We start from the raw sequence: 13,019 nt of genomic DNA on the forward strand, positions 1-13,019 counted from the left end.
CAGCCCCCAACACGGCGTGCAGGAGGGGCAGCCCCCCGCACGGGTGCTGCCCCTCCTTCGTTTCCGGAGCCGCTGAGGGTCTGAGGGTCGAGGTCATCCCAATAGCGGCTCCGGAGCTCAATGGGCCGGCTCCGGCCGGCGGTCAGCGGCTGTCGCTGCCGCCCTTCCCGTTCAGCGCCGCCGCGCGCCCGGCCTCCAGCCGCGCCACCGGCACCCGGAACGGGGAGCAGGAGACGTAGTCCAGGCCCACCTCGTGGAAGAAGTGCACCGACTCGGGGTCGCCGCCGTGCTCGCCGCAGACGCCCAGCTTGAGGTCGGGGCGGGTGGCCCGGCCGGCCTTGGCGGCGGCGCGGACGAGGGAGCCCACGCCGTCCTTGTCGATGGTCTCGAAGGGGCTGACGCCGAAGATGCCCTTCTCCAGGTAGGCGGTGAAGAAGCTGGCCTCGACGTCGTCGCGGGAGAAGCCCCACACGGTCTGGGTCAGGTCGTTGGTGCCGAAGGAGAAGAACTCGGCGGCCTCGGCGATCTGATCGGCCGTCAGCGCTGCGCGCGGCAGCTCGATCATCGTGCCCAGCGGCAGCTTGAGACCGGTGCCGGTGGCGGCCTCGACCTCGGCGATGACGCGCTCGGCCTCCTCGCGGACGATCTCCAGCTCCTGGACGGTGCCCACCAGCGGGATCATGATCTCCGCGCGGGGGTCGCCCTTGGCGTTCTTGCGCTCGGCCGCGGCCTCGGCGATCGCCCGGACCTGCATGGCGAACAGACCGGGGATGACCAGGCCGAGGCGGACGCCGCGCAGACCCAGCATGGGGTTCTGCTCGTGCAGCTTGTGCACGGCCTGGAGCAGGCGCAGGTCGTTCTCGTTGGCGTCCTCGCGGGCCTCGGCGAGCGCGACGCGCACCGACAGCTCGGTGATGTCGGGGAGGAACTCGTGCAGCGGCGGGTCGAGGAGGCGGACGGTGACCGGGAGTCCGTCCATGGCCTCGAAGAGCTCGACGAAGTCGGCCTTCTGGAGCGGGAGAAGGGCACTGAGTGCCTCCTCGCGCTCGGTGTCGGTGTCCGCGAGGATCAGCCGCTCCACGAGTTCACGGCGCTCGCCGAGGAACATGTGCTCGGTGCGGCACAGGCCGATGCCCTGGGCGCCGAAGCGACGGGCGCGCAGGGCGTCCTCGGCGTTGTCGGCGTTGGCGCGGACGCGCAGCCGGCGCATGCGGTCGGCGTAGGCCATCATCCGGTGCACGGCCTGGACCAGCTCGTCGGCGTCGTCGGCGCCCGCGTGCATGCGGCCCTCGAAGTACTCGACGACCGGGGACGGGACGACCGGGACCTCGCCCAGGTAGACCTTGCCGGTGGAGCCGTCGATGGAGACGACGTCGCCCTCCTGGATGACCACGCCGCCCGGCGCGGTCATCTTGCGCTGCTTGGTGTCGACCTCCAGCTCCTCGGCGCCGCAGACACAGGTCTTGCCCATGCCGCGCGCGACGACGGCCGCGTGGGAGGTCTTGCCGCCGCGCGAGGTCAGGATGCCCTCGGAGGCGATCATGCCGTCGAGGTCGTCGGGGTTGGTCTCACGGCGGATCAGGATGACCTTCTCGCCGGAGCGGGACCACTTGACGGCGGTGTACGAGTCGAAGACGGCCCGGCCGACGGCGGCGCCCGGCGAGGCGGCGATGCCCCGGCCCAGCAGCTCGGGCCCCCCCTTGCCGCCGGCCCTCTCGTCGAAGCGGGGGAACATCAGCTGCGCGAGCTGGGCGCCCGTGACGCGCTGGAGCGCCTCGGCCTCGTCGATCAGGCCCTGGTCCACCAGCTGGGTGGCGATGCGGAAGGCGGCACCGGCGGTGCGCTTGCCGACGCGGGTCTGGAGCATCCACAGCTTGCCGCGCTCGATGGTGAACTCGATGTCGCACAGGTCCTTGTAGTGCGTCTCGAGCGTCTCCATGATCTGCATCAGCTGGTCGTAGGAGGCCTTGTCGATGCGCTCCAGCTCGGCGAGCGGCATGGTGTTGCGGATGCCGGCGACGACGTCCTCGCCCTGGGCGTTCTGCAGGTAGTCGCCGTAGACGCCCTGGTGGCCGCTGGCGGGGTCGCGGGTGAAGGCGACGCCGGTGCCGGAGTCGGGGCCGAGGTTGCCGAAGACCATGGAGCAGATGTTGACGGCGGTGCCCAGGTCGCCGGGGATGCGCTCCTGGCGGCGGTAGAGCTTGGCGCGGTCGCCGTTCCAGGAGTCGAAGACCGCCCTTATGGCGAGGTCCATCTGCTCGCGGGGGGCCTGCGGGAAGTCCCGGCCGGTCTCCTTGGCGACGATGCCCTTGAACCGCTCGACCAGGGCCTTGAGGTCCTGGGCGGCGAGGTCGACGTCGGTGGTGACGCCCTTGGCCCGCTTGGCCTCCTCCAGCGCCTCCTCGAAGAGGTCGCCGTCGACGCCGAGCACGGTCTTGCCGAACATCTGGATGAGCCGGCGGTAGGAGTCCCAGGCGAAGCGCTCGTCGCCGGCCTGGGCCGCGAGACCGGCCACGGACTCGTCGGAGAGGCCGATGTTGAGGACCGTGTCCATCATGCCGGGCATGGAGAACTTGGCGCCCGAGCGGACCGAGACCAGCAGCGGGTCGTCGGCCTGGCCGAGCTTCTTGCCCATCCGCTCCTCGAGGGCCGCCAGGTGGGCGGAGACCTCGTCGCGCATGGACGGGGGCTCCTCGCCACCCTCCAGGTAGACCTTGCACGCCTCGGTGGTGATGGTGAAGCCGGGCGGCACGGGCAGACCGAGGTTGGTCATCTCGGCGAGGTTGGCCCCCTTCCCGCCGAGCAGGTCCTTGAGGTCCTTGTTGCCCTCGGTGAAGTCGTAGACGAACTTCTGGCGATCTTCGGATACCGGCACGGGAATCGACTCCTCACTGGGGCCTCCCGGGACGCAAGGGGGTGGGCTGCCCTGACGGCGGGGAGCGTACCCAGATCGAAGGCTGATTTGGAGGTCTACTCCGCCAACTTGTGGGCGTGACCACCCATCCGCCAGCAGATCGAAAGTGGAGCGCTCATTTGAGGTTTGCCCCCGCGTTCTTCATCTCTTGAAGAGAAGATGACCGAAAATCATCGCCCCATCACGGACCGTCGAAGATTCCCGCCGTCTGGCGCTGAGTTCCATCGGGACTTGAAGTCAAAAGGGGTGGCACGCAGTGCCACCCCTTGGAAAGGTGCACCCCTGATTTCGCCGCTCATCTGAGCGAGGCGCCTATCAGAGGTGGCGAGAATCACGCCGCATCCACCGGCCCGTCAGCCGCCGGAAGTGTCCAGTTCCGCTTCCGTACCCACGGTTGCGCCATCGAACGGGTCATCGAGCCACCCGTCCGGAAGCACCACGCGATCGCGCCCGGAGGTCCGTCCGCGCGGCCCGTCCGCACCGGCAGGCCAGGGCTGATCCAGGTCCAGTCCGCTCAAAAGAGCGTCCAGTTCCTCCAGAGAAGAGGCGATTGCCAGCTTTTTCCGGAGCTCCGAGCCGACCGAGAAGCCCTTCGTGTACCAGGCGACGTGCTTGCGGAAGTCGATGACCCCGCGCGCCTCGTCCTCCAGCCACTCCCCCAGCAGCTGGGCGTGGCGCACCATCACCCGCGCCACGTCGCGGAACGTGGGCCGCGCGTACGACGGCTCCCGGCCCTCCTCGCCCGCCTCGAAGGCCTCGACGAGGTCGCCGAAGAGCCAGGGCCGGCCCAGGCAGCCGCGGCCGACCACGACGCCGTCGCAGCCGGTCTCCCGCATCATCCGCACGGCGTCCCCGGCCGACCAGATGTCCCCGTTGCCCAGCACCGGGATCTCCGGCACGGCCTCCTTGAGCCGCGCGATGGCCTCCCAGTCGGCGGTGCCGCTGTAGTGCTGGGCGGCGGTGCGCCCGTGGAGGGCGATGGCGGTGACGCCCTCCTCGACGGCGATCCGCCCGGCGTCGAGGTAGGTGAGGTGGTCGTCGTCGATGCCCTTGCGCATCTTCATGGTCACCGGGAGCGCGCCGGCGTTGCCGACGGCCTCGCGGAGGATCGAGCGCAGCAGGTTCCGCTTGTAGGGCAGGGCGGAGCCGCCGCCCTTGCGGGTGACCTTGGGGACGGGGCAGCCGAAGTTGAGGTCGATGTGGTCGGCCAGGCCCTCGTCCACGATCATGCGGACGGCCTTGCCGACGGTCACCGGGTCGACGCCGTAGAGCTGGATCGAGCGGGGCTTCTCGGTCCCGTCGAAGTGGATCAGCCGCATCGTCTTGGCGTCGCGCTCCACGAGCGCGCGCGTGGTGATCATCTCGCTGACGAAGAGCCCCTTGCCGCCGGAGAACTCACGGCACAGCGTGCGGAAGGGCGCGTTGGTGATCCCCGCCATCGGGGCCAGGACCACCGGCGGCTGCACCGGGTGCGGACCGATCTGGAGCGTCATGGAGGAGCTTCCTCGAAGTGGTGCGGACGTTCGGGCTGACCGTCCATTGTCCCTCATTCGGCGCAGACCCCCCGTTCCCCGTCGAGCGCCAGGGCGTGGAGCCGGTGCAGCGCCGCACGGGTGTCCTCGTCGGCGGGGGTGAAGGTGATCAGCCGGGTGCCGGGGTTGGGCCCGGTCCACAGGCTGGTGTGGTTCAGCCGCAGCAGGCCCACCCGGGGGTGCTGGAGGATCGCGGGCCGGTGGTCGTCGACCGGCATGATCTCGTGCCGCGCCCAGAGCTCACGGAAGTCCGCCGAGGCCTCCAGCAGCCGTCTGAGCAGGCACTTCCAGGCGGGCTCGGCGATGTGCTCGGCCATGGCGGCGCGGAACTTGGCGGCCATGGCCCGCCGGGCCTCCTCCCCGTTGAGCGCGGTGGCGCGCCAGACGGGGTCGGTGAAGTGGAGCCACAGGCAGTTGCGGTTCTCCGGCGGCAGGGCGTCGAGGTCGCCCATCAGCCGGCCGTAGCTGCGGTTGTGGGCCAGGATGTCGTAGCGCGCGTTCTGCACACAGGCGGGCAGCGGCTCCAGCCCCTCCAGCATCTCGCGCAGCGCCGGGGTGATGCCGGCACCGTCCGTGCCGGGCAGCGGGTCGACGGAGTTGGCCAGGGCGAAGAGGTGGCCGCGCTCGCCCCGGTCGAGCACCAGCGCCCGGGCGAGGGAGTCGAGCACCTGGCTGGAGACCTGGATGTCCCGGGCCTGCTCCAGCCACGTGTACCAGGTGACGCCCACGGCGGCGAGCTGGGCCACCTCCTCCCGGCGCAGGCCCGGCGTGCGGCGGCGCGGACCGCGCGGCAGCCCCACCTGCTCGGGTGTGATGCGCTCCCTGCGGGAGCGCAGAAAGGCCGCCAGCTCCCGGCGGCGTACGTCATCCGCCGTAGGAACGGCTATGGCCGGGCGCCCAAACATCATCGTCGTCATATCCCCAGGGTGGCAATCGGCGCAGGCTGTTTCCAGGTAGTGCCGGTACCAGGATAAGGACACTCTGGTACCAGGCTCCGGGCACCGCCATCGTCGTATCCGTGAGTGAACCGCACATAGCCTCCGCCTCCGTCCCGACGACTCCCGACTCCTCCTCCGGCGCCTCTTCCGGCTCCTCCTCCTTCCGTACGCCTCCCTCCTCGCCCCGTACGCCTCCCTCCTCGCCCGCCCTGACTCCGCTGGGGCTGGCGACCGTCCTCCTGGGGGCGGCGCTGCCGTTCCTGGACTTCTTCATCGTCAACGTCGCCCTGCCGACGATCGACCACGACCTGGACGCCGGCCCGGCGATGCTGGAGATGGTGGTCGGCGGCTACGGCGTCGCCTACGCGGTTCTGCTCGTGTTCGGCGGGCGGCTGGGCGACATGGCGGGCCGGCGCCGGCTCTTCCTGTGGGGCACGGCCGCCTTCGGTGTGACGTCCGTGGCGTGCGGTCTGGCCCCGGACGCCTGGGCGCTGGTGGCGGCGCGGATCGCGCAGGGCGCGTCGGCGGCGCTGATGCTCCCGCAGGTGCTGGCGACCATCCAGGCCACGACGCACGGCGCCGAGCGCACCCGGGCGCTGAGCTGGTACAGCGGCACGGCCGGCGTGGTGAGCGCGGTCGGGCAGGTGCTCGGCGGGGTGCTGGTGTCGGTCGATCTGCTGGGCACCGGCTGGCGGTCGATCTTCCTGATCAACGCGCCGATCGCGGTCGTGGCACTGCTGCTCGCGATCCGTTCGGTGCCGGAGACCCGCTCGGACAACCCGACGCGGGTGGACGGCCGGGGCACGGTCCTGCTGTCCCTGACGCTGGTGTCGTTGCTGGTGCCGCTGACGGAGGGCCGCTCGACGGGCTGGCCGCTGTGGTCGTGGCTGCTGCTGGCGACGTTCCCGGTCGCGGCGGTGGCGTTCGTGCTCGTGGAGCGGCACGAGGAGCGCGCGGGGCGGACCCCGCTGGTGCCGCCGTCGCTGCTGCGGGTGCCCTCGGTGCGCGACGGCCTGGCGACGATCGTCCCCTTCTCCGTCGGCTGGGGCGGCTTCATGTTCGTCCTCGCGGTGGCGCTCCAGGAGGGGCTGCGGCTGGGCCCGATGGCGGCCGGGGCGGCGCTGGTGCCGATGTGCGTGACGTTCCTGATCGGTTCGCTGGCGGGCCCCCGGCTGGCCTCGCGGTTCGGGCGGCGGCTGGTGACCGCGGGGGCGGTCGTCCAGGGGGTGGGGCTGCTCATGGTGGGCGCGACGTTCTTCTTCGGCTGGGACGGCCTGGGCGCGCTGGGCCTGGCGCCGGGGCTGGCCGTGCAGGGACTGGGCCAGGGCCTGCTGATGCCGATCACGATCCGGCTGGTGCTCAGCGAGGTGCCGGTGGCGCAGGCGGGGGTCGGCAGCGGGGTCCTGGTCACCACGCAGCAGGCGTTCATGGCGCTGGGCGTGGCCACGCTCGGCTCGCTGTTCCTGTCGCTGGCGCCGGGCACGGGGATGCGGGACGGGCTGGCGATCACGCTCGGGGTGCAGCTGGTGCTGGTGGTTATCACGGCGGCGCTGAGCCTGCGGCTGCCGCGCGCGGTGGCGTGAGGACGTGACGCGAGGATCGGAGCGGGACACACATGGACTGACAGATATTGAAATCTGTCAGTCCATGTGTCACTGTGGTTGGCGTACCCGCTCCGCCTTCCCCCGAAGGAGTCCCACCGTGCTGCACCGCACTCTCGGCACCACCGGCCCCCAGGTCTCCGCCCTCGGCCTCGGCTGCATGGGCATGTCCGCCCTCTACGGCGACGCCGACCGCACCGAGTCGATCGCCACCATCCACGCCGCCCTCGACGCGGGCGTCACCCTGCTCGACACCGGCGACTTCTACGGCATGGGCCACAACGAGATGCTCATCGGCGAGGCCCTCCGCACGGCCCCCGCCGCCCACCGCGAGAAGGCCCTGACCAGCGTGAAGTTCGGCGCCCTGCGCGACCCGGACGGCGGCTGGTCCGGCTACGACGGCCGCCCCGCCGCCGTGAAGAGCTTCGCCGCCTACTCGCTCCAGCGGCTGGGCGTCGACCACATCCACGTCTACCGGATCGCCCGCGTCGACCCGGACGTCCCGATCGAGGAGACCGTCGGCGCCATCGCCGAGCTGGTCGAGGCCGGCCACGTCCGCCACATCGGCCTCTCCGAGGCCGGCGCGGACACCATCCGCCGGGCCGCCTCCGTCGCCCCCATCGCCGACCTCCAGATCGAGTACTCGCTGCTCTCGCGCGGCATCGAGGAGCGCATCCTGCCCACCTGCCGCGAGCTGGGCATCGGCGTCACCGCGTACGGCGTGCTCTCGCGCGGCCTGATCAGCGGCCACTTCGGCCGCGACCGGCAGCTCGCCGCCAATGACTTCCGCGGCATGAGCCCCCGCTTCCAGGGCGAGAACCTCCAGCGCAACCTCGACCTCGTCGACGCGCTGCGCAAGGTCGCCGAGGACCGGGGCGCGACGGTCGCGCAGACCGCCATCGCCTGGGTCCTCTCGCGCGGCGAGGACATCGTCCCGCTGGTCGGCGCCCGCCGCCGCGACCGCCTCCAGGAGGCCCTGGGCGCGCTGGACCTCACCCTGGACACCGCCGACCTCGCGGCGATCGAAGCGGCCATCCCCGCCGGCTCCGCCTCGGGCGCCCGCTACCCCGACTCCCAGATGACCCACCTGGACAGCGAGCACTGACCTGGTTGTGGGCAGGCGTTCCGCAGGGCTGGGGGCACCTCCCAGCGGTAGCTGGGGGAGGGTGGGCACAACCCGACCGCCGAGCCGCACCCGGGTACGGTCGGTCATACAAACGGCCGCACCCGTACCCACACCGCCCTGAAGGGACCCACGCTGCGATGCCCCCCGAACCGCTGACACAGGACCGCATTCTCGAGGTCACCGAAGACGTGCTGCGCCGCTACGGCCCCGCCAAGGCCACCGTGGTGGACGTGGCCCGCGCGCTCGGGGTCAGCCATGGCAGCGTCTACCGCCACTTCGGCAGCAAGGCGGCCCTGCGGGAGGCAGTCACCGAGCGCTGGCTCGACCAGTCGCACGCCGAGCTGTCGGCGCTGGCCGGCGCGGAGGGCCCGGCAGAGACCCGGCTGCGCGACTGGCTGGCCGCGCTCTTCGCGGCCAAGCGCCGCAAGGCGGGCGACGACCCGGAGCTGTTCGCGACGTACATGGTCCTCGTCGGTGAGAACAGCAGCACCGTGGAGCGCCACATCGCGACGATGATCGAGCAGCTCGCCGGGATCATCGAGGGCGGCGTCGGCGAGGGCGAGTTCAGGCCCGTCGAGCCCACGACGGCCGCCCGTGCCGTCTGGGACGCGAGCAATCGCTTCCACGACCCCGCGTACGCGGCGGAATGGTCGCAGCCGGACATCGAGACCGCCTTCGAGGCGGTCTGCGACCTGGTCCTGCGCGGCCTCCACGCGTAACCCCACGCGTAAGGGGGGCGAGGTCACCCGACCCCGAGAAACCGCAGAACGGCGAGCACCCGCCGATGGTCGGCCTCGGCCTTCGGCAGGTCCAGCTTCGCCAGGATGCTGTTGATGTGCTTGGCCACGGCGCTCTCGCTGACGACGAGCCGCTCGGCGATGCCCGCGTTGGAACGGCCCTCGGCCATGGAAGCGAGAACCTCCCGCTCGCGGGTCGTCAGCCGGTCCAGCGGATCGCTGTGACGTCGCGTCAGCAGCTGGGAGACCACCTGGGGGTCGAGCGCCGTGCCGCCCGCGGCCACGCGCCGCAGCGCCTCGATGAACTCCTCGACGTCGGCGACCCGTTGCTTGAGGAGATAGCCGAACCCCGCGGTGTCGCCGGTCAGCAGCTCGGTGGCGTAGCGCTCCTCGACGTACTGGGAGAGGAGCAGCACCGCCGTGTCCGGCCACCGCTCGCGCAGGACGAGGGCGGCCCGTACGCCCTCGTCCGTGAAGCCGGGCGGCATCCGCACGTCGAGGACCGCGAGGTCCGGCCGGTGCAGCTCGACGGCGGCGAGCGCCGACTCCGCGTCGCCGGCTTCCGCGACCACCTCGAATCCGGCCGCCTCCAGGACCTTCACCAGGCCCACTCGGAGCAGGACGGAATCCTCGGCGATCACAGCGCGCACGGCAGCTCCACGGTCACAACGGTCGGGCCCCCGACGGGGCTGCTGAACGAGAACGTGCCGTCGACCGACGCGACCCGCTTGGCGAGCCCGGCGAGCCCCGTACCGCCCGAGGGGTCGGCACCGCCCACGCCGTCGTCGGAGACGACGACGAGCAGTATGCCCCCGAACCGTTCGACGGTGACATCCGCCCTCGACGCCTGTGCGTGCTTGACCACGTTGGCGAGCGCTTCGGACACGACGAAGTAGGCGACGGCCTCGACGGCCGGGGCGGGCCGGGAGGCGAGGTCCACCTTCACCCGCACGGGCAGCGGCGCCCGTTCGGCGAGCCCGGACAGCGCGGCGTCCAGGCCGCGGTCCTCCAGGACGGCGGGGTGGAGCCCGCGCACGAGGTCCTGGAGTTCGGCGATGGCCTCCTTGGCCTCGCGGTGCGCGTCGTCGATGACCTTGCGGGCGTCCTCGGGCAGACCGGGCATCGTCACCTTGGCCAGGCCCAGGTTGACGGCCAGGGACACCAGCCGCTGCTGGGCGCCGTCGTGGAGGTCCCGCTCGATGCGGCGGCGCTCGGCGTCGGCGGCGTCGACGACACCGGCGCGGGCCTCGGTGACCTCCTCCACCCGGCGCTCCAGCTGCTCGGCCCGGCTGGGCCCGAGGCGCTTCAGCGCCGCCCGGGTGTCGACCCGGGCGAGCGCGCCGGACAGCCACGCGGATCCGTAGAGCCCGGCGATCCCGGCGGCGGTGATGTAGGCGGCCTGTACGACGTAGCCCACCTCCGCGATCCGGTACTCCGGCGGAACGACCCATACCCACACATAGATGGAGGCGGCGGTGATCGAGGCCGCCCACAGCAGCAGGGCGCACACCCCGCCCGCCGCGATCAGCGGCCCCACCAGCAGGTGGTACCGCACCTGCCGCCAGGCCGGCTCCGAGCGCAGCCACCGCACCACTCCCCCGGCCGCCGCCGGCGCGGGGATGCCCACCCCGAGCCGCGCCCGGAACCGCGCCCGCTGGGCGACGCTCAACAGCGGCGAGGCCGCCCCCACCACCGCGACCATCCCCAGCACCGCCACCACACAGCTCAACGCCCGCGTCGGCCCCCCGTCCAGCCACGGCACGGCGAGCACGAGCAGCGACCCGCACTGGATCAGCGCCCCGACAGCGAGAAAGGCGGCGGAACGGGCCGCACCGTCGAAGGGCCGGAGAAACTGCCGGAGCAGACGGGGAATGTGCATGCGTCACACGCTATGCGCGCAGGTCAGAGGGGTCGATGGCAGTACTGCCCGAACCGGGGGTGAAGCCAGTGCCACCCCGGGCGGGCCCTGGCGATAGGTATGCGCAGGGTGGCGTTGCAGGGCGAATCGTCCGGGGAGGGCCGGAAGCGGGGTGATTGTCAGTGGGGATGACTACGGTGTGTGGTGATGCGCTTACTCGACAAAGGAGGAGCATCATGGCAGTCATGGTCGAGACACCACTGCCCCAGCCCCAGGAGATAAGCCACCCCCAGGAACCCGTGGGGGGGTTCGAGGAGCTGTGCCAGGTTCTTGAGCAAGTCGATGCAGGTCTCCCGGACGGATACCGTACGGAGATCATCGGGGGGAACGTCGTCGTGTCGCCATGGTCGCAGTGCACCTACGACTACATCCTTGAGAGCGTCATCGAACAGCTCGGTCCGCATGTGCCCGATGGGCATCGCGTGCGAGGATTCCCCCGCCTCTTCAAGTTCCCCTCTCATGACCAGTCCTACGGCCCCGACTTCTACGCCGTGGAATGGGCAGCTTTGAAGGTCAAGGGAATCCACGCCCCCGGCGATGCGCTGTCCCTGGTCGGCGAGGTGACCTCCCGCTCCACAGCCGACGCCGACCGCGAGGCAAAACTGGAGGTCTACGGCAAGGCCGGGGTGCCCGTCTACGTGCTCGTCGACATGCTGGCAGAGTCGGTCACCGCGTACTCCGACCCGTCACCCGACCGGGGTTACCGCGCCCATCAGCAGGTGAAGCTGGGCGATGTGGTCCAGATCCCCGCACCCTTCGATTGCAAGCTCGACACCTCCGCCTGGGAGGTCTGAGCACAACGCCGGAGGGTCCGCCACCGCGTGCGCGGTAGCGGACCCTCCGGCGTTCAGCCCGAAAGACGGACGTCAGCAGCCGATGAGGCGGCTGGCGAGGTAGCCCTCGATCTGGTCGAGCGAAACCCGCTCCTGCTTCATCGTGTCGCGCTCGCGCACGGTCACCGCGTTGTCCTCGAGCGTGTCGAAGTCGACCGTGACGCAGAACGGCGTGCCGATCTCGTCCTGGCGGCGGTAGCGGCGGCCGATGGCGCCGGCGTCGTCGAACTCGATGTTCCAGTTCTTGCGGAGGTCCGCGGCGAGGCCCTTGGCCTTCGGGGACAGCTCCGGGTTGCGAGAGAGCGGCAGGACCGCGACCTTCACCGGGGACAGGCGCGGGTCGAGGCGCAGCACGGTGCGCTTCTCCAGCTTGCCCTTGGCGTTGGGGGCCTCGTCCTCGATGTAGGCGTCGAGGAGGAAGGCGAGCATCGTGCGGCCGACACCGGCGGCGGGCTCGATGACGTACGGGGTCCAGCGCTCGCCGGCCTCCTGGTCGAAGAACGACAGGTCCTGGCCGGACGCCTTGGCGTGGGCGCCGAGGTCGTAGTCGGTGCGGTTGGCGACGCCCTCGAGCTCGCCCCACTCGTTGCCGCCGAACTGGAAGCGGTACTCGATGTCAGCGGTGCGCTTGGAGTAGTGGGAGAGCTTCTCCTTCGGGTGCTCGTACCACCGCATGTTCTCCTCGCGCAGGCCGAGACCGGTGTACCAGTTCCAGCGCTGCTGCATCCAGTACTCCTGCCACTGCTCGTCCTCGCCCGGCTTGACGAAGAACTCCATCTCCATCTGCTCGAACTCGCGGGTGCGGAAGATGAAGTTGCCCGGCGTGATCTCGTTGCGGAAGGACTTGCCCATCTGGGCGATGCCGAACGGGGGCTTCTTCCGGGAGGTCTGCTGGACCTGGGCGAAGTTGGTGAAGATGCCCTGGGCGGTCTCGGGGCGCAGGTAGGCGACCGAGCCGGAGTCCTGGGTGGGGCCGAGGTGGGTGGAGAGCAGGCCGGAGAACTGCTTGGGCTCGGTGAACTGGCCCTTGTTGCCGCAGTTCGGGCAGTTGATGTCGGCCAGGCCGTTCTCGGGGAGCTTGCCGTGCTTGGCCTCGTAGGCCTCTTCCAGGTGGTCGGCACGGTAGCGCTTGTGGCAGGAGGTGCACTCGGTCAGCGGGTCGCTGAAGGTCGCGACGTGGCCGGAGGCGACCCAGACCTCGGAGGCCAGGATCACCGACGAGTCGATACCGACGACGTCCTCGCGCGAGGTGACCATGTAGCGCCACCACTGGCGCTTGATGTTCTCCTTGAGCTCCACGCCGAGCGGACCGTAGTCCCAGGCGGCGCGCTGGCCGCCGTAGATCTCACTGCACGGATAGACAAAGCCACGGCGCTTGCTCAGGCTGACGATGGTGTCGATCTTGTCGGCGGCCACGGTG

General features: G+C 70.9%; 10 protein-coding genes. 4 read left to right on the forward strand and 6 right to left on the reverse strand.

Features of this window, described 5'->3' with window-relative positions; translation table 11 throughout:
- Positions 1 to 142: 142 nt before the first annotated feature.
- From ppdK to K6I33_RS06725, 3 genes are all read right to left on the reverse strand, one after another.
- Positions 143 to 2,875: a pyruvate, phosphate dikinase gene (ppdK, locus tag K6I33_RS06715; protein ID WP_229348783.1), complete on the reverse strand. Its 2,733-nt coding sequence runs from the start codon at positions 2,873 to 2,875 to the stop codon at positions 143 to 145.
- Between the two features lie 392 nt (positions 2,876 to 3,267).
- Positions 3,268 to 4,407, reverse strand: coding sequence for a tRNA dihydrouridine synthase DusB (dusB, locus tag K6I33_RS06720; RefSeq protein WP_229348785.1), 1,140 nt, complete (start codon positions 4,405 to 4,407; stop codon positions 3,268 to 3,270).
- Between the two features lie 53 nt (positions 4,408 to 4,460).
- Complete coding sequence (locus K6I33_RS06725; RefSeq protein WP_229348787.1) at positions 4,461 to 5,363, reverse strand: helix-turn-helix transcriptional regulator; 903 nt, start codon at positions 5,361 to 5,363, stop codon at positions 4,461 to 4,463.
- Between the two features lie 101 nt (positions 5,364 to 5,464).
- Here K6I33_RS06725 and K6I33_RS06730 point away from each other — a divergent pair, with 101 nt between their 5' ends.
- The 3 genes from K6I33_RS06730 to K6I33_RS06740 all read left to right on the forward strand — a co-directional run bounded on the left by K6I33_RS06730 (position 5,465) and on the right by K6I33_RS06740 (position 8,830).
- On the forward strand, positions 5,465 to 6,967 hold the full coding sequence (locus tag K6I33_RS06730; protein ID WP_229348789.1) for an MFS transporter: 1,503 nt from the start codon (positions 5,465 to 5,467) through the stop codon (positions 6,965 to 6,967).
- Positions 6,968 to 7,085: 118 nt separating this feature from the next.
- Complete coding sequence (locus K6I33_RS06735) at positions 7,086 to 8,090, forward strand: aldo/keto reductase (protein ID WP_229348791.1); 1,005 nt, start codon at positions 7,086 to 7,088, stop codon at positions 8,088 to 8,090.
- Positions 8,091 to 8,248: 158 nt separating this feature from the next.
- Entirely contained in the window at positions 8,249 to 8,830 is a 582-nt protein-coding gene (locus tag K6I33_RS06740) for a TetR family transcriptional regulator (protein WP_229348793.1), read from the forward strand.
- Positions 8,831 to 8,853: 23 nt separating this feature from the next.
- On the opposite strand, the gene K6I33_RS06745 is transcribed toward K6I33_RS06740, so the two are convergent.
- Positions 8,854 to 9,498 (reverse strand): response regulator transcription factor, encoded by a 645-nt coding sequence (locus K6I33_RS06745; RefSeq protein WP_229348795.1) that lies wholly within the window; start codon positions 9,496 to 9,498, stop codon positions 8,854 to 8,856.
- Entirely contained in the window at positions 9,486 to 10,727 is a 1,242-nt protein-coding gene (locus tag K6I33_RS06750; protein WP_229348797.1) for a sensor histidine kinase, read from the reverse strand. Before K6I33_RS06750 ends, K6I33_RS06745 begins: the two co-directional genes overlap by 13 nt.
- Positions 10,728 to 10,942: 215 nt before the next feature.
- On the opposite strand from K6I33_RS06750, the gene K6I33_RS06755 reads away from it, so the two are divergent.
- Positions 10,943 to 11,560, forward strand: coding sequence for a Uma2 family endonuclease (locus tag K6I33_RS06755; protein WP_229348799.1), 618 nt, complete (start codon positions 10,943 to 10,945; stop codon positions 11,558 to 11,560).
- A 72-nt stretch (positions 11,561 to 11,632) separates the two neighbouring features.
- On the opposite strand, the gene K6I33_RS06760 is transcribed toward K6I33_RS06755, so the two are convergent.
- Complete coding sequence (locus K6I33_RS06760; RefSeq protein ID WP_229348801.1) at positions 11,633 to 13,015, reverse strand: glycine--tRNA ligase; 1,383 nt, start codon at positions 13,013 to 13,015, stop codon at positions 11,633 to 11,635.
- Between the last annotated feature and the right edge of the window lie 4 nt (positions 13,016 to 13,019).

The organism is Streptomyces sp. UNOB3_S3, from assembly GCF_020740895.1.
Lineage (GTDB): Bacteria > Actinomycetota > Actinomycetes > Streptomycetales > Streptomycetaceae > Streptomyces.